The 16,459-nt window shown below is 67.2% G+C and carries 14 protein-coding genes; 7 read left to right on the top strand and 7 right to left on the bottom strand.

Annotated elements, in window-relative coordinates; all coding sequences use genetic code 11:
• Window positions 1-23 precede the first annotated feature (23 nt).
• Window positions 24-506, bottom strand: a complete 483-nt coding sequence (locus SD72_RS04700; protein ID WP_042543283.1) for an Lrp/AsnC family transcriptional regulator — start codon at window positions 504-506, stop codon at window positions 24-26.
• 198 nt (window positions 507-704) lie between these two features.
• Here SD72_RS04700 and ald point away from each other — a divergent pair, with 198 nt between their 5' ends.
• The 4 genes from ald (at window position 705) to SD72_RS04720 (ending at window position 3,315) form a co-directional block, all read left to right on the top strand.
• Window positions 705-1,832, top strand: coding sequence for an alanine dehydrogenase (gene ald, locus SD72_RS04705; RefSeq protein WP_042543284.1), 1,128 nt, complete (start codon window positions 705-707; stop codon window positions 1,830-1,832).
• Between the two features lie 32 nt (window positions 1,833-1,864).
• The gene (locus tag SD72_RS04710) at window positions 1,865-2,374 is read left to right on the top strand and encodes a hypothetical protein (RefSeq protein WP_042543285.1); all 510 of its coding nucleotides are present in this window, start codon (window positions 1,865-1,867) and stop codon (window positions 2,372-2,374) included.
• 91 nt (window positions 2,375-2,465) lie between these two features.
• On the top strand, window positions 2,466-2,789 hold the full coding sequence (locus SD72_RS04715) for a hypothetical protein (RefSeq protein ID WP_157000459.1): 324 nt from the start codon (window positions 2,466-2,468) through the stop codon (window positions 2,787-2,789).
• A 13-nt stretch (window positions 2,790-2,802) separates the two neighbouring features.
• On the top strand, window positions 2,803-3,315 hold the full coding sequence (locus SD72_RS04720; protein WP_042543287.1) for a helix-turn-helix domain-containing protein: 513 nt from the start codon (window positions 2,803-2,805) through the stop codon (window positions 3,313-3,315).
• Here SD72_RS04720 and SD72_RS04725 read toward each other — a convergent pair.
• From SD72_RS04725 to SD72_RS04730, 3 genes are all read right to left on the bottom strand, one after another.
• Entirely contained in the window at window positions 3,312-4,427 is a 1,116-nt protein-coding gene (locus tag SD72_RS04725; RefSeq protein ID WP_420038414.1) for a pyridoxal phosphate-dependent aminotransferase, read from the bottom strand. The genes SD72_RS04720 and SD72_RS04725 overlap by 4 nt on opposite strands.
• A gap of 201 nt (window positions 4,428-4,628) precedes the next feature.
• Window positions 4,629-5,267, bottom strand: a complete 639-nt coding sequence (locus SD72_RS18570) for a C-terminal helicase domain-containing protein (RefSeq protein ID WP_332307492.1) — start codon at window positions 5,265-5,267, stop codon at window positions 4,629-4,631.
• A complete protein-coding gene (locus SD72_RS04730; protein ID WP_332307491.1) occupies window positions 5,185-8,343 on the bottom strand; it encodes a TM0106 family RecB-like putative nuclease in 3,159 nt (1,052 codons plus the stop codon). Before SD72_RS04730 ends, SD72_RS18570 begins: the two co-directional genes overlap by 83 nt.
• Window positions 8,344-8,520: 177 nt before the next feature.
• Between SD72_RS04730 and SD72_RS04735 the strand changes: the two genes are divergently transcribed.
• Window positions 8,521-10,035, top strand: coding sequence for a DEAD/DEAH box helicase (locus SD72_RS04735; protein ID WP_042543289.1), 1,515 nt, complete (start codon window positions 8,521-8,523; stop codon window positions 10,033-10,035).
• A 152-nt stretch (window positions 10,036-10,187) separates the two neighbouring features.
• Here SD72_RS04735 and SD72_RS04740 read toward each other — a convergent pair whose 3' ends face one another.
• Together SD72_RS04740 and SD72_RS04745 are read right to left on the bottom strand one after the other, a co-directional pair.
• Entirely contained in the window at window positions 10,188-11,639 is a 1,452-nt protein-coding gene (locus SD72_RS04740) for a purine-cytosine permease family protein (protein ID WP_232299645.1), read from the bottom strand.
• Window positions 11,640-11,676: 37 nt separating this feature from the next.
• Window positions 11,677-13,422 carry a DUF885 domain-containing protein gene (locus SD72_RS04745; protein ID WP_042543291.1) on the bottom strand — a complete coding sequence of 582 codons (1,746 nt, stop codon included), beginning with the start codon at window positions 13,420-13,422 and terminating at the stop codon, window positions 11,677-11,679.
• A gap of 94 nt (window positions 13,423-13,516) precedes the next feature.
• Here SD72_RS04745 and SD72_RS04750 point away from each other — a divergent pair, with 94 nt between their 5' ends.
• Window positions 13,517-13,759 carry a hypothetical protein gene (locus SD72_RS04750; RefSeq protein ID WP_042543292.1) on the top strand — a complete coding sequence of 81 codons (243 nt, stop codon included), beginning with the start codon at window positions 13,517-13,519 and terminating at the stop codon, window positions 13,757-13,759.
• A 133-nt stretch (window positions 13,760-13,892) separates the two neighbouring features.
• On the opposite strand, the gene SD72_RS04755 is transcribed toward SD72_RS04750, so the two are convergent.
• Window positions 13,893-15,422, bottom strand: coding sequence for an aminotransferase class I/II-fold pyridoxal phosphate-dependent enzyme (locus SD72_RS04755; protein ID WP_042543293.1), 1,530 nt, complete (start codon window positions 15,420-15,422; stop codon window positions 13,893-13,895).
• Between the two features lie 114 nt (window positions 15,423-15,536).
• Between SD72_RS04755 and SD72_RS04760 the strand changes: the two genes are divergently transcribed.
• Complete coding sequence (locus SD72_RS04760; protein ID WP_042543294.1) at window positions 15,537-16,451, top strand: LysR family transcriptional regulator; 915 nt, start codon at window positions 15,537-15,539, stop codon at window positions 16,449-16,451.
• Window positions 16,452-16,459: the final 8 nt, after the last annotated feature.

The raw sequence follows: 16,459 nt of genomic DNA on the forward strand, positions 1-16,459 counted from the left end.
CCGAGCGGAGTCGGTGGGGGCTGTTACGCCTGCCTGACGGGGTTCTGGTGATGGCTGAAGACGATGCTCGTCCGAGTCGAGGACACAGCGGGATGCGCTGAGAGGTTCTCCATCACGAAGTCGCGCACGTGGTCTGAGTCGCGGGCAGCAAGATGAATGATGAAGTCTTCGACTCCGCCGAGGAAGAAGAGCTGCATCACTTCTGGGAGGGAACGCAGTTCGTCACTCATCTCGGCTATGCGCTGCCGCGCGCCGGATCGCACGGTCACGCTCACAAGCACCTGCAGGTCGAGCCCCATCGCTCGCGGGTCGACCGCGGCGGTGAATCCCGTAATCACACGCCGCGAAACGAGGCTACGCACCCGCGCAATGCAGGTCGACGCGGCGACGCCGACGCGCTCAGCGAGCTCAGCATTGGTCATTCGACCGTTCGCCTGCAGCTCTTCCATGATCTTGCGGTCTACCGCATCGAGATCGCTCTCGGGGCGCAGATTCTTCGATTCCATGCGTGATTTCCCTCTTCCGCTTCGTGCGAGGTGAGCATAACAACTGATTCCGAAGAGAATTCACCAAATCTCTACGGATCTCGAATATACTTCAATTCTATCGCGCCACATCCGCGGTTTCGACCCCGTTATTGGGGAAAACCCAGTGGATCGCGCGGTTTCACCACACACCCGTTACGCATTTATTTGGAGAAGATCATGCGCGTCGGTATTCCCACCGAAATCAAGAACAACGAGAATCGCGTCGCCATCACGCAGGCGGGCGTCTTCGAGCTCAAGCGACGCGGCCACGAGGTTCTCGTGCAGGCGGGCGCTGGCCTCGGCTCGGCCATCACCGACGACGAGTACGTCGCAGCTGGCGCGACCATCGTGCCGTCGGCCGACCAGGTATGGGCCGACAGTGACATGATCCTGAAGGTCAAGGAGCCGATCCCCTCCGAGTACAGCAAGATGCGCAAGGATCAGGTGCTCTTCACCTACCTGCACCTCGCTGCTGACAAGACCCTCAGCGAAGCTGTCGTCGCCTCGGGCACGACCGCGATCGCGTACGAGACCGTGCAGCTCGCGAACCGCGGCCTCCCGCTCCTCGCACCGATGTCAGAGGTGGCTGGCCGCCTCTCCGTTCAGGTGGGCGCTTACTCGCTCATGAAGGCGAACGGCGGCCGTGGCATCCTGCTCGGCGGCGTCACCGCGACCCGTCGTGGCAAGGTCGTCGTCATCGGCGGCGGCGCAGCCGGCGAGCAGGCAGCACGCATCGCTTACGGCATGGGCGCAGAGGTCACCGTCATCGACATCGCGATCCCCCGCCTCAAGCAGCTCGAGGACGAGTTCAACGGTCGCATCCAGACGCGCACCTCGAACGCACACAACATCACCGAGGCGCTGAAGGACGCCGATCTGGTCATCGGATCGGTCCTCATCCCCGGCGAGAAGGCCCCCAAGCTCGTCACCGACGAGATGGTTGCGCAGATGAAGGCAGGCTCCGTCCTCGTCGACATCGCAATCGACCAGGGTGGCTGCTTCGAGAACTCGCGCCCCACCACGCACGACGACCCCACCTTCCCGGTGCACAACTCGATCTACTACTGCGTGGCAAACATGCCCGGCGCTGTCCCCGAGACCTCGACCGCTGCGCTCACCAACGCAACCCTCCCCTACGTCGTCGCACTCGCCGACAAGGGCTGGGTCAAGGCGCTCGCTGCCGACGAGGCACTCGCCAAGGGCCTGAACGCCCACGACGGTGTCATCACCTTCAAGGGTGTCGTCGACGCGTTCCCCGAGCTGCCGTTCAAGGCTGTTGACGAGGTTCTCGCGGCAAACGCGTAATCTCACAATCACACAGGAGTACGCTGGATCTCATGGATCTTAAGTTCTCCTTCGGAGGGGCGTCACCTGATCAACACGATCACGGTGGCGCCCCTTCGGGCATCCCCCTCCCCTTCGCCGGCGTCGCGTCGTCCGCAACCTCAACCTCGAGCGAGCTCGGCATCTTCGTGCGCCTCGTAACGTCACCCGAGGGCGCAACGGCCATCGCAGAGGTCATTACCGGTGACGGTGTGACCTACACACGCAGCGAGGTGACCCTCAAGCGCGCCCAGGGCGTCGGCGGCCCACTCCCGATCGACTCGGGTGAGCCCATTGACCCCGCCGATACCGACGCGGTGATGCGGGCAGTTCGCTCGGCCATCTCGCGCGCGGTCGCCGCACTCGAAGGCCCACTCGCCTCAGCGGTAACGTCGATTGAGCTTGATGTACCAAACGCCGATTCGATCATCGAGTTGCTCGGAGTTCCTGCGTCCGGCACCGTCGACGACGCGCTGCAGGCAAGGTGGGGAGTCTCCGCGGGCACCCCTGTCCACGCTCGCTAGCCCGGTAGTTCTGCCCCGCCGCGAAGGCAAGCTTGGCCCTGGCGGAAATGCACGCAGTGGACTTATATAACATTCGTGTTATAATAGACACATGTGGGATATTCGGGATCATCCGAGCGCTGCAGCAGAGTATGCGGTGCTCGATGCTAGTGAACAGGTGGCGGTCGACAACGCGATCGCCAAACTCCGCGCGATCGGTCCAGCGCTGGGGTTTCCGCACAGTAGTGCGGTCAAAGGCACCTACCGCCTCCGCGAGCTTCGCCCGCGGGGCGGCCGGAGCATCACGCAGGCGCTCTACCGCCAGTTTGGCGATCGCTTCGTGATCGGGGCGTACGGCCCCGAGGAAGCGGGCGAGCCAGCAGCGTTCACGCGCGCCTGCGAACTCGCAGAAGCCAGGCTCGAGAGCCTTACATGAGGAAATGAGCACAATGGATCTTGAAGATTTCAAGAGTCATGCCGAGCTCGCGTGCACCCAGCAATCGACCAGCCCCGCATACGCTGCGGAGTCGGATCGGGTCGCGCTCGCCGGCGCTGTCAGTGTCGCGGTCGTCCAGTTCCGCGCAAGCAATCAGCTCACGCAGACCCAGTTCGCCAGACTCCTCGGCTGGCAGCAGCCGCACGTTGCGCGGCTCGAGCGGGGCGATGTGACGCCGTCTCTCGACTCGCTCCAGCGACTCGCACGAGCCGGCGTCCTCAGGGTGAGTGTCGATCGGGAGGGAACAACAGTGCACTCCGCGGGCGACGAGGAAACCTCTCCGCGTCAGGCGGAACCGGGCGACGGGCAGCACGCTCGTTCCGGCCGCAGCGCGGAGACCACCGAGAGGGAAGCCGGTGAACGGGACGCCACCCAACGGGAGGCCGGTGCGCGCGATGGGGCCCGGGAAGGGCGCCCCATCACCTCCCCGTTTGGGAAGACCGTCGGACAGTTCGCTGCGCGCTAGTCGCGTTGAAACCGAATAATCCGGTCAAGCGCTTCAGCCACCGCCGGTTCGCCAGCCGCGTACGACAGGCGCACGGCGCGGTGGCCAGCGACGGGGTCGAAGTCGCCGCCGGGCACGACCGCGACATTCGCGCCTTCGAGCAGCGCACGCGCGTAGCTGGACGAGTCCGCGTAGCGCTCGAGTTGCTGGCCAAGCTCCGAGTAGTAGTAGAACGCACCGTCGGAGGGTGCCGCCGTGCCCCAGTTCAGGGAGGGCGCCGCGTCGAGAATGAGCGCGCGTGCCTTTGCGAAGCCCTCGACAACGCGGTCGCGCTCCGCGTATGTTTCGTCTGAGAACGCGCGCATCGCGAGTTCCTGCGCCGGCGCCGGCGGCGAAAGCGCGAAGTTCGACGCGAGTGCCTCAAACGGCGCGATGAGGTCTTCCGGCAGCAGCGCCCAGCCAAGCCGCCAGCCCGTCATACCCCAGTACTTCGAGAATGAGTTGATGACGATCGCGTCGCCATTCAGCTCAACCGCGCTCACACCACGGCGGTCCGGGCCGTCAGGCGCGTAGGAGATGCCGTGGTAGATTTCGTCGCTGATGAAGCGCGCGCCGTGCCCTGCACACCAGTTGACGAGCGCGTGCAGCTCGGACCGGCCGAGCATGGTGCCCGTCGGATTCGCTGGCGACGCGACAATGACGCCGGCGAGGTCGCCCCGCTCGCGCACCGCTGCCTCAAGCAGCTCAGGCGTCGGCTGATACCTGGTGTCTGGGCCCGTCGCAATCTCGACAACCTCGACGCCGAGCGCCGACAAAATGTTCTTGTAGGCCGGGTAACCGGGGCTCACGAGGGCGACGCGGTCCCCCGGATCGAAGGCGGTGAGGAACACGAGTTGGAACGCCCCTGATGAGCCTGTCGTCACAGCAACGCGAGCGGGGTCGACTTCGACGCCGTACCACTTCCGGTAGTGCCCGGCGATCGCCTCGCGCAGCGGGGTCGTGCCGAGCGGGCCCGTGTAGCCTGCAGGCTGCAGTGTGCCTGGCGCGGGCCGCGCGCTCGGCTCGCCAGCGCACAGCGACACCACGTCGTGGCCTGCGTGCCTGCGGCGGGCAACCTCATCGGTGATCTGCATCACCTCGAATACCGGGATCTCAGAGCGCCGCGACGCGCTCCGCAGCGGCGTCGCGAGCGACGCGGCTGCGGGCGCGACTCGGCTCGCAGCCGCGTCGTCAGCCTGCAGTGCGGTATCGGCCACCTCCGCGAGCGGCTTCGGGTCGAGCTTCATCGACGGCGGTGTCTTGAACGGGCCTGGAACCTGTACCATGCCTCCAGGTTACCCGCGCTCGGTGAGCCGAAGATAGCCCGAGAGCGCTGCAAGCCCTTCCGCAGAGGTCGGGAGCCCGTCTCCGAGCCCGGGCGCTGAGAAGAGATAGCTCGACCACTGCGCCCGGCTAATAGCGACGTTCAGCCGATTGCGCATGAGCAAGAACTCGAGGCCGCGCGGCACGTCCTCCGGACTTGAGGCGGCGAGCGTCACAAGGGAGATCGCAGCCTCCTGACCCTGGAAGCGGTCGACCGTGCCAACACGAACCGCCCCAAACCCCGCATCGGTGAGCGCCTCGGCGACGCACTCAACCTGCGCGTTATAGGCGGCAACGACGATGATGTCGCGCTCGGTGAGCGCGCGCACCGCGGGCGAACCGTCACGCCCGAGCTCGCTCAGGAGCGCGCCAGCTGGTGCGCCGTCCGCGGATCCGCCAGAACCGCCAGAACCGAGGATCTCCCGCACTGCGTCGACAACCGCTGCCGCTTCCTCGGGGGAACTCGTCGAGTTTCCGTAGTGCTCCACCTGGCGCCAGTGCAGGCCGGGCCGATCAGCGCCGATGACCTCACGCTCGGAAGTGCTCGGGTGGGCGCGGAGCCGCCCCTCGTAGGAGAGTTCGGAGACGACGTCTGCGAGCTCGGGGCGCATTCTGCGGGTCTCGGCGAGGAAGTAGCCGAGCTCCTCTGGCATGGTCTCGCGGGAGTCGAGCAACCACGAGAGCGCCGCCTGGTCGACGGGCTCGGGGGTGGGAGCCCTGCGACACCTGGGGCAGCTGTTGCTGGTCACCGAGCAGCAGCAGTCGCGTCGCAGCGACCGAGGCAGCAATGGTCGGCGCGAGCGAGAACTGCCCGGCCTCGTCGATGACGAGGAGATCGAGGCTCTTCCGCGCAAAGCGGCCCTCGTTTGAGAAGTCCCATGCGGTGCCGCCGATGACGGCGCCCCGGCCGGCGAGTCCCTCGATGAAGCGGGCGTGACCGTCTCGTCCGAGCACGGTGTAGCCAGGCTGCTCGGCGTCGGGGGAAACCGATCCACCCTGCGGCACCTTCGCGACGAGGCGCGGGTCGAGCCCAGCCGAGACGACTCCCTCGAGCACGTTCTCGACGACCTTGTGTGACTGCGCGACGACGCCGATCCGCCAGCCATCGCGCTCGACGAGCTGCCTGATGACGCGGGCGGCAAGATAGGTCTTGCCCGTGCCGGGAGGCCCCTGCACGGCGAGCGCTGCGTGATCGAGTCGGCGCAGGCTCGCGAGCACCGCGCCGATCATCCTCGCGTCCTCGTCGCCGCCAGCATCGAGGGCCTCGTTGGAGTCCGGGCTGACGAGGCCGTCACGCCCGGCGAGTCGCGGTTCGGCGCGGGTGAGGAGCTCGTAGACGGGGTCGCGGACCTCTGCTCCGAGCTGCGCGGCGGTGACGAGTGCCGCGCCCCACTCCTCAATCGCGCCCTTCTGCCTGCCCGCTGGCGGAGGCGGGCCAGGTGTCACGGCGACGGGCAGGGTGTCGAACGGCGCGGCGTCGTTTGGCAGCTTCTCTTCGATGGTGACCCCGTCAGCGTGCCGCTCGACGACGTCCACCTGCCTGGCGGCTCGCGCACCTGGTGCGCCGCCCCACTGGGGGAACGGCGCCGGATGCTCGTACAGCGCAAACATCTGGGTGCCTGGCTTGAGCGTACTCCCAGGTGCTACGGTGCCGCGCAGGCGCACCCGCCTACGATCGATGCGCGCGCGGGGCGGGCGGTGCCAGTCGTCGAGCACGGAGCTTTCGCTGCGTTCGACCACGACGACGTCTCGCGTGTCTGCCCACTCTTCGACGGGGTCGACGAGGCGCGCAAAGTGCGCCCACCAAAACGACTTCTGTTCGCGCTGATGGTAGTCGATCGCGCTCGCGGCGAGCCGGAGGGCGGTGCGGGAAGCGGCATCCTCAGCCGCCTCGGCCTGTTCGAGCAACTGTTCGCCGACGCGGCTGAGCTCGACGGGCCGCTCATCACTCGGTGTCAGCAGGTCGGGAGCGACGGGTTCGATGCCGTGCTCGCTGGCGATGCCGAGCAGCCAGTCGCGCAGCCTGAGCGTCGACACGCAGTCGTAGCGGTTGTAATCGGCGATGTCGTCGAGGCGGCGCTGCCCTGCTGCCCGCGTGACCGGATCCGCCGACCCCAGCTGCTCGCTCGCCTCCGCGTACTCGACGACGGACTGGGCGCCGCTCACGACGCCGTCCTCGGCGCGCACCTCGGCGCCCATGTACAGCGGCTCGAGCTTCTTAATCGAGTACGAGCGCGAGCCGACGCGGAGCGCCTGCTTCACGATCGGGTACAGGTCGACGAGCACGTGCTCGCGAAGCAGCTGATCGACCTCGGCCTCGCAGACGCCGTGCCGCGCCGCGATCGACAGCAGGTGCGTGCGCTCGTAGCTCGCGTAGTGATAGATGCGCATGCCGGGGTAGGCGCGGCGGCGTTCAACGACGAGCGCGATGAACCGTTCGAGCGCCGCGCGCTCTTCAGCGAGCGAGTGGGCCCAGATGGCGGTGAACTGCTCGCGCTCGTCGACCATGCCGAAGAGGTAATCGAGGTTCCACTTTGCGACCCCCGCCTCGTCGGTCTCCCGGTAGAAGGGGTCGCCCTCGAAATCGAAGAACAGGTCGCCTGGGTTGGGTTGCGGCAGCGCCGCGAGTGTCGCGGGTGCGACGACGCGCACGCTCGGGGCCGTCAGCGCGGCCCCCGCAGCGCTCCCCGCCGCAGCCGCCCGCTCGCTGTCGATCTGCACGGCAGCCTGCAGCGCGACTCGCTCGAGCACTGCTCCGGTGAGGCCAGCGACCGCGCGCGTCCCGGCCTCAATCTCTGGCAGCGCCGCTGCCACCGCGTCGATCGTTCCGAGCCCCGCGGCGACGAGCGCAGCGCGCTGCCTCGGGTAAAGGCCAGCAATGAGCAGTGGGTCGCGCGTGCGCTGAATCTCCGGTTCGCACACCTCACAGCGGCCGCAGGCGGCAACGCCCACGGCACCCCACGCAATGGGCGCGGCGCTCTCCCTGCGCCCATCGACGCCGTCGACACCGAACCGAGCGAGCAGCAGCTCGTGCAGCCGAGCGCGACGCCTGCGGAACACCGGGGCGATATCGGCGATCCGGTGACTGGTGCGCTCCCCCGAGCCGAGAATCAGCGTCGCTTCTGCCGCGACGGGCACCCCGATGCGCTCGAGCTGCTCGGCGTACGCGGCAAGCTGCATGAGCGCAGTGACCTTCGCGCGGCGCGCGAGCTTCGTGTCCTGCACCTCATAGCTGCCGTCGCCCCGAAGCTCAAGGAAGTCAGCGAAGCCAAGGAACGCGATCGCGGGCTCCCCCACCTGCGCGGGTCGCTGCGCCTCGTCGAAGAACGTCGCCTGGAACACGACCCTCGCCTGCCCACGCAGTGCGGTCAGCGTGTCAGCGGCGACAGCCGCAAGCGCTGCGGGATCCATCGCAGCTGGCCTCGGAATCTCGACAACTCCACCCGGAGATCCGAGCACCCCAACACCAAACTCCTCACGGAGCTCGCCGAGCACCCGCTCCTCGTGTTCGTCACCGAGGCTGCCGGCACGAGCAAGCATCGCATCGTCGTCGGCAGGCACACTCACCGCGCGGCCAAGCTTCGCGTCGACTCTGCGCAGAAAAGCAAACTCACACATGCTCGCGGCCGTGAGGTCGCTCGCGCTCGTGACGAGCAGCGGCCCCGCCTCGGTTTCTCGTACGAACATCACGTCTCTTTCAGCTCCGGGGATCCACACGCTGTCGATCCACCCATGACGCTACCGCGCCCCGCCGACACCGGGCGGGAGCTACATCCGCGCGCCCACAGCACTCGCCAAGTAGACTGGTGGCACCGGGGAAAATCCCCCACAACATATACCAACGCAGGAAGTACCAAACACCGCGTGACCACTCAGACTTTCGCCGATCTCGGCGTGCCCGCTCCCATTGCCCATGCGCTCGACAAGAACGGGAAGACAGAGCCCTTCCCGATCCAGCGCGACACCCTCCCCGACACCCTGAAGGGGCGCGACGTTCTCGGACGCGGCCGCACAGGCTCGGGCAAGACCATTGCCTTTGGCATCCCCATCGCCGCGAACCTCGCGGGAGGTGAAGCAGGTATCGCCGCGGGCGAGGCAGCGAAGAAGCGCAAGCCATCACGCCCCCGCGCGATCATTCTCGCCCCAACACGTGAGCTCGTCACCCAGATCGCCGAGACGCTGAAGATGCTCGCCGACCCCGTCGGGCTCAAGGTCACCACCATCTTCGGTGGGGTGCCACAGCGCCGCCAGGAGACCGCGCTCGAGGCCGGCGTCGATATCGTCGTCGCTGCCCCAGGGCGACTTGACGACCTCCTCAAGCAGGGCGTCCTCACCCTCGACGGGGTGGAAATCACCGTGCTCGACGAGGCTGATCATATGGCCGACATGGGGTTCCTCCCCGTCGTCACCCGCATCATGAATAAGACCCCGAAGCAGGGTCAGCGGCTACTCTTCAGCGCGACGCTCGATAACGGCGTCGACAACATCGTGAAGAAGTACCTGCACAACCCGGTGATGCACTCCGTCGATTCAGCCGAATCGCCCGTGCCGCAGCTCACCCACCACATCTTCGAGGTGGCTGGCAAGGACCAGAAGGACGCGCTCATTGAGGCGCTCGCAAGCGGCACCGCACGGCGCATCATGTTCACGCGCATGAAGCACCAGGCGAAGAAGCTGGCAAAGCAGCTCACGGCAGCAGGCATCCCTGCGGTCGAGCTGCAGGGCAACCTGTCCCAGAATGCGCGAGACCGCAACCTTGCCGAGTTCGTCTCGGGCGAGGCACGCGTGCTCGTCGCGACCGACGTCGCAGCCCGCGGCGTGCACGTCGACGGAGTAGATCTCGTCGTGCACATCGACCCGCCCGTCGAGCACAAGGCCTACCTGCACCGCTCGGGACGTACCGCTCGCGCAGGCAACGAGGGTGACGTTGTCACGATCGTGCTCCCCGAGCAGCGCTCGGAGATGCGTTCGCTCATGCGCGCAGCAAAGATCAACGTAACCCCGCTGCAAGTGAACCCGATGGCGAAGACCGTGAGCCCTGAGGTGCTCGGCCTCATCGGCGAAGTAGCGCCACGCGAGGATCCGAAGGCGATCGAGGCACGCCGGGCTGAGGCGCAGGCCGCGCAGCAGCGCGCTGCCGGGCACAACCCGGCAGGTGCCGGTTCGTCGACCGGCGCGAACGCGAAGCGCAAGCGCTCGCGCGGTGGCAGCGGCGGCGGTCGTGGCGGTCAGGGCGGCGCCGGTTCGCAGAGCGGCCAGCGCTCAGGCGGTTCGGGCGGCGGTCGTGGCGGTCAGGGCGGCGGACGCCCCGGCGGCTCCGCTAGCCAGGGTAGTCAGCGCCGTTCGGGCGGCGGCCAAGGCGGGCGTCGCAGCGCCTAACCAGCGTACGCAGAGGGTAGCCAACGGCTCCCCGGCAGGCTCAGGCCCGCCGGGGAGCCGTTGCTCGCTCAGGGCCTCCATCGTAGGGACCCGGTTTCACAAAGTGCCCCTGTTTTAGCAGGGGCACTTCTGCACGGTGGGCGCGCCCGGATCTACCCGGCAGCGCGCTCCTGGCGGCGGATCTTCCCGGCCCGCGCGAACCACGCGACCGCGAACGACAGCACGAGCGCGAAGAAGACACCGAGGTTCGCGTTCGCCCAGTCACCGTCCTTGCCGCCGATGAGGCCGAGGAAGTATCCCTGCCAGTTGTTCCAGGGCGCGTCTTCGGCGAAGCCGTTTGCCACGAAGCCCCAGCCAATCACCGAGGCGACGACGAAGGTTCCGACCGACGTCCAATCCCACGCGCCGTAGCGCCCCTTCGCGTCGAAGAGGGCGACCTCGTCGTAGTCGCGCTTGCGGCGCAGAATGTCGGCGATGAGGATCCCCGCCCACGCGGCGAGCGGGACTCCGAGCGTGATGAGGAAGCTCTGGAACGGCCCGAGGAAGCCCTCAGCAAAGAACACCACCCAGATCGTGCCGAGGGTGAGGATGAGCCCGTCAATGCCTGCCGCGGCAGGGCGGGGGATGCGGATCCCGAGGCTCAGCAGGGTGAGCCCCGATGAGTAGATTCCAAGCACGGCACCCGAGACGAGCGCGAGCACTGCCGTGAGCAGGAACGGGATGAGCACCCACACCGGCAGCAGCGTCGCAAGTGCCCCAATTGGGTCGTCGCCGACGGCGGCCATCAGTTCGGGGTCGCTGCCCGCGAGGAGCAGGCCGAAGATCACGAGGATCACCGGGGCGAGCGCGCCGCCGATCGTGTTCCAGAGGATGATGGAGCCGTCGGAGGCGTCGCGGCGCTGGTACCTCGACCAGTCGGCAGCGATGTTGATCCACCCCAGACCGAAGCCCGTCATGACCATCACGAGCGCGCCGATGACCTGCCCCGTGCTCCCCGCGGGGATCGCCATGACCGCGGCGAAGTCGATGTGCGGTGCGGCGAGAACGATGTAGAGGATCGTGACGGCACCCGTGATCCACGTGAGAATCGACTGCATCTTCATGATCGTGTGGTAGCCGAGCACCGAGGCGACAACGATGAGCGCGGCGACGACGAGCGTCGCGATGAGCTTCACCGCGGTCCCGCCGTCACCGCCCAGCTGGGTGATCACCGTCGCGGTCGCGAGCACCGCCATGATCGCGAGGAATGTCTCCCAGCCGATCGACGTCAGCCACGAAATGATGCCGGGCACCTTCTGCCCGTGCACGCCGAACGCCGCACGAGAGAGCACCATCGTGGGTGCGGATCCGCGCTTTCCGGCAATCGCGATCAAGCCGCAGAGGAAGAAGGAGACCACGATGCCGACGGCAGACACGATCGTCGCCTGCCAGAACGAGATGCCGAAGCCGAGCACGAAGGATCCGTAGGACATGCCGAACACTGACACGTTTGCCGCGAACCACGGCCAAAACAGGTCGCGCGGCTTCGCGGTGCGGGCCCCCTCGGGCACGATCTCGATGCCGGTGCGCTCGATGAGCGACGGCGTGGGTACTTCGTTGGACACTGTGGCCTCCCTCGTCACGCCCAGCTTAGTCGGCGCGCTAGCCCTTGAGTTCGCCGCGCATGACCGACTGCAGGGTGTCGAGCCGGGTCACGCCGAGCTTGAGCGCATCGCGGTGGAAGTCGCGAATGTCGAAGGATCCGCCGCCCTGCTCAGCGCGGGCCTTCGCCTCGTCGCGCAGGTTCTCCCAGATGCGCTGCCCGATCTTATACGACGGCGCCTGGCCCGCCCACCCGAGGTAGCGGAGCACCTCGAAGCGCACGAAGCTGTCGTTCATGTTCACGTTCTCGGCCATGAAATCGAAGGCGTAGTCGCCGTCCCAGACACCGCCGCCGTCGGGGCGCTGCTTGCCGAGGTGCACGCCGATGTCGAGCACGACGCGGGCCGCACGCATGCGCTGGCCGTCGAGCATGCCGAGGCGATCCGCCGGGTCATCGAGATAGCCGAGCTGCTCCATGAGCCGCTCGGCGTAGAGCGCCCAGCCCTCGGCGTTGCCAGAGGATCCCGCGAGCTGCCTGCGCCACTCGTTGAGGGTGCCGCTGTTGACGACCGCCTGGCCGATCTGCAGGTGGTGGCCGGGAACACCCTCGTGGTACACGGTCGTGAGTTCGCGCCAGGTGTCGAACTCAGTGACGCCCTCGGGCACCGACCACCACATGCGCCCCGGGCGCGTGAAGTCGCTTGACGGGCCCGTGTAGTAGATGCCACCCTCCTGGGTCGGCGCAATCATGCACTCAAGGGTGCGGATCTCGGAGGGGATATCAAACTGCGTCGTCCCCAGCTCCGCAACGGCCCGGTCGCTCGTCTCCTGCATCCAGCGCTGCAGGGCGTCGGTGCCGTGGAGCTTTCGCGCCGGATCCTGCTCGAGGTGCGCAATCGCATCGGCGACGATCCCCTTGCGCGGCTTCTCTCCGAGGATCTCACCGGCGATCCGCTCCTGCTCATCAACCATGCGGGCAAGCTCTTCGATGCCCCACTCGTAGGTCTCGTCGAGGTCGACCTTCGCGCCGAGGAACACCTCCGAGGCGAGCTCGTAGCGCTCACGGCCGAATGCGTCGGCCTCGGTCGCGTGCGCCGAGAGCGCCGTGTCGAGGAAGTTCGCGAGCGAGGCGTACGCCGACGATGCCGCGTCGGCTGCCTTCGCGAGATCCGCACGGAGCGAAGCGGGCACGGACTCCCCCGCGCGCTCGGCGAGCTCGGCGAAGAAGCCCTTCGCGGGTTCTGCTGCCGGGGCAGCTCCCGTGCGGGGCTGAATCAGCGGCGACATGCCCGCCGTGCGGCGCAGCTGGGCCGCGACCTCGCGCACCTGGCGGATCGCCGGAACGAGCCCGCGCTGCACACCAGCGTCGAGCGACTCGCGGTACGACCGCAAGGCCTCGGGCACGGCCGCCATGCGAGCCGCGATGTTCGCCCAGTCGCCCTCGGTGTCGCTCGGCATCATGTCAAAGATGTCGCGCACCTGCTGGGTCGGCGATTCGATCACGTTGAGGTCGCGCAGCCCCTCGCCGGCCTCGTGCCGTGCGAGTTTGAGCTCGAGTTCGGCGGTGAGGTCGATCTTCGTGACGCGGTCGACCTCATCTTCTGCGGTCGCTCCGCGCAGCTCGGCGAGGGTCGCGCGCTGTGCCTCCGCGAGCTCCTCTGCGCCGGCCGGCGAGAAGTCGTTGAGCCGTGCGTGCGCTTCCTCGCGCCCGATGTACGTGCCCGTGATTGGGGTGAGCCGGGTGAGCGTATCGACCCAGTCCTCTGCGATGCGGTCGATGGGGGTACTTGTACGTTCTCCACTCATATGCCCAGCATAGCCACGGGACGGCCGGAAATAGGGCAGAATAGGAGGGTGCGCTGCACGTAGCCGCGCGCTCACAGATTTCTGAGGAGACACAGTGAAGATCCGCACCCGCATCGCCACCGCCGCTTCTGTTGCGCTCACCACCGTTTTGGTTAGCGCGCCAGCGTTCGCGGCGGAAGGCGTCGAAAAGGTCGACACGCACGCGCCGTTTTCGGCAGCTGGTCAGCCCGTCGACGTCGTAGCGATCTCCATCGTCGGCGTTGTCCTGCTCGGCTTCATTCTCGTGACGTCAACGCTCGTTGGCAACCTCTTCGAGAAGAGCAAGAAGCAGGCCTAACCTGTAGAGCAACAACGAGAAACCGGTCTGCGGGGCTTCCCTTGCCGCAGACCGGTTTCTTTTCGCTCGGGGACGCAGCGCTCACGCATGCGTCCCAGAACACGAGAGGGGGCCCGAGCCGGGCCCCCGAGCGTTAGTTCGCGCTCGCCGTGAGCGGGTCGCGCACCACCCTGAATGTTGCAACGAGCGGATCGACCGCGCCTCGCACGTACCCCGTCGGCGACGAGGCAACAGCCTGCAAGAACGTCACGGTCTCTTCGGTGATCTCCTCACCGGGCACAAGGTTCGGGATCCCTGGCGGGTAGGCCGCGAGCGTGTCTGCCGAGATCTGGCCGATGGCCTGGTGTGCCGTCACCACGATGCTCTCGGCGAAGAACGCGGCGCGTGGCAACATACGCAGGGTTCCGGCCTCGGGAAGCTCGGGGAAGGCAACGAGGTCGCTCGGTCCGCCGTTCGCGGCTTTCGCTTCCGCCGCGATGGCCTCAAGCCCGGCCATGACTCGGTCGAGGTCTGGCGTTGCCAGCGCACCGATGACCGCCACGATCGTGGTGGCCGTCGACATTTCGAAGTACACGCCGAAGTCGGAGATGAGCCGGTCACGCACCCAGTGGCCGCTGCGCGCGAGGCGCGAAACGTCGATGGGGATGCGCAGCGGATCGATGCTGACGATGTCTGCATAGTCGCCGAAGTTGTCGCTGATGACCGAGAAGTCCTCGCTGGCGCGAAGTCGCTCGCGCATCTCCTCGGCAATCTCGATGGAACGGCCGATCTGCGCCTTGCCGTTCATGAGCGCGTGGCGGGCAGCGTCAAGCGACCCCATGAGGAGTGCGCTCGCCGAGGTTGACGACGTCATCGTGTACGAGCGGTTCACGAGCGGCTCAAGCCGCTCCGCGAATTCGGTTTCGCCAAGGTGGAGCATTGCCGACTGCGTGAAGGATCCCGCGAGCTTGTGCGTGCTGGAGATCACGAGATCGGCGCCAAGGCGCACCGGCGACTCTGGCAGGTCCTCGTGGAACCCGAAGTGCGCGCCCCATGCGCCGTCGACGATGAGCGCGGCCGCGTGCTCGTGGGCGACGCGGGCGAGCCCTGCGACGTCGGCCGTTGACCCGAAGTAGCTGGGCGACACAACGTATACGCTCTGCACTGCGCGCCCTGCGTCGGCCTCGGTCGCGAGCGCGTCCTCGAGCGCCTCGGGAGTGAGCCCGTGGGCGATGCCGTGGTCGTGGTCAACGTTGGGGGCAACGAAGGCGGGGATGAGCCCGGCGAGCAGCACACCGTCGGTGAAGCTTGAATGGGAGCTGCGCTGCATGAGCACGCGCTCGCCAAGGCCTCGCGCGGCAAAGGCCGCGGTCCGGTTTCCCTGCGAGGCGCCATTGGTGAGGAACCAGGTGCGTCGCGCGCCCCAGGCCTCAGCCGCGAGATCGAGGGCCTGCGAGAGCGGCGAACCCGGCCCGAGGTCGATGCCGTCGAGCATGAGTGGTACGTCGAGCTGCACGACCCTGTCGCCGAACAGCTTGGCGAGGTGCGCACCGCCACCCTCAGGCGCGCAGCCGTGTCCGGGGACCATGAGACTCTGCGGGCCGGCATCTGCGTATCGTTCGAGCGCGGACGCGTATGGCGCGTCATTCTGGGTCACGTGGTTCTCAGTAGGCATATCTCTCATAATGGCTGTGTATTTACTCAGAGTGAACCCCTCATTCACCTCATGCGGAGCATATACTCTATGGAACCAGGTGCGTCATTTTGACCACTAACCTCAGCTATTCCGGGAGCCATCGTGATCGACCTTCGCCAACTGCAGGCCCTCAGCGCCGTCGCCGCCGAGGGCTCTGTCGCCCGGGCAGCAGCCCGCCTCGGCTGGAGCCAGCCGACCGTTGACTACCACCTCAAGAACCTCGACAGGCTCGTCGGAACCGAGCTCACCTCGCGCAGCAGCCGCGGCTCAAAGCTCACGAACGCTGGCCTGCTCATGCTCGAACGCGGGGATGAGATCCTTGGCCTCGCAGACCGCACCCTCACCGACGTGCGTGACCTCGCAGAGCTCGGCCACGTGCGCCTCCGCTTCGGGATCTTCCCAACGGCCGCCGCGCGGATCCTGCCCGGCATCGCCACGAGGCTGTCTGAACTCGGCATCGAGCTCGACGCGACGCTCGCGGAGGTCATGCCCCTGGTCGGGGGCGTCAACCAACACACGCTCGATGCTGCGCTCGTCTACGCGGCCGGGAGCTACGCGCTCCCGCTGCGCGCCGAAGTACACACGACTCACGTGTTCACTGACCCGATGCTGCTTGCCCTGCCAGCCCACCACGAGCTCGCCGACGTCGAGGAGTTCGACATCGCAACCCTGCAACGACTCAGCGCGGAGAACTGGGTCATGGGATCAACCCCCGGAGACACCCTCGACGACCTCGTGCGCGCACTCTTCGAAACTTCGCGGGTGAAGCTCAACGTCGCCGTGCGCACCGATGACTACGCCGTGGTCCTTGGCCTTATCGCGGCGAACATGGGCGTCGCTCTCGTGCCGAGCCTCATGCGCAGTAGCGTGCCAGAGGGCGTGACCCTCAGGCCAATCACTGACGAGCGGTTTACCCGCGAGCTCATCCTCGCCGCCCCAGCCGGCCCCGGGGGGCCAAGCGCCGCGGTCAGGCAGCTCGCGGAGGCCGTACGCCGCTCAATCAGCGCGCTCGATTAACGCGCGCC

It is taken from the genome of Leucobacter komagatae, from assembly GCF_000834055.1.
Lineage (GTDB): Bacteria > Actinomycetota > Actinomycetes > Actinomycetales > Microbacteriaceae > Leucobacter > Leucobacter komagatae_A.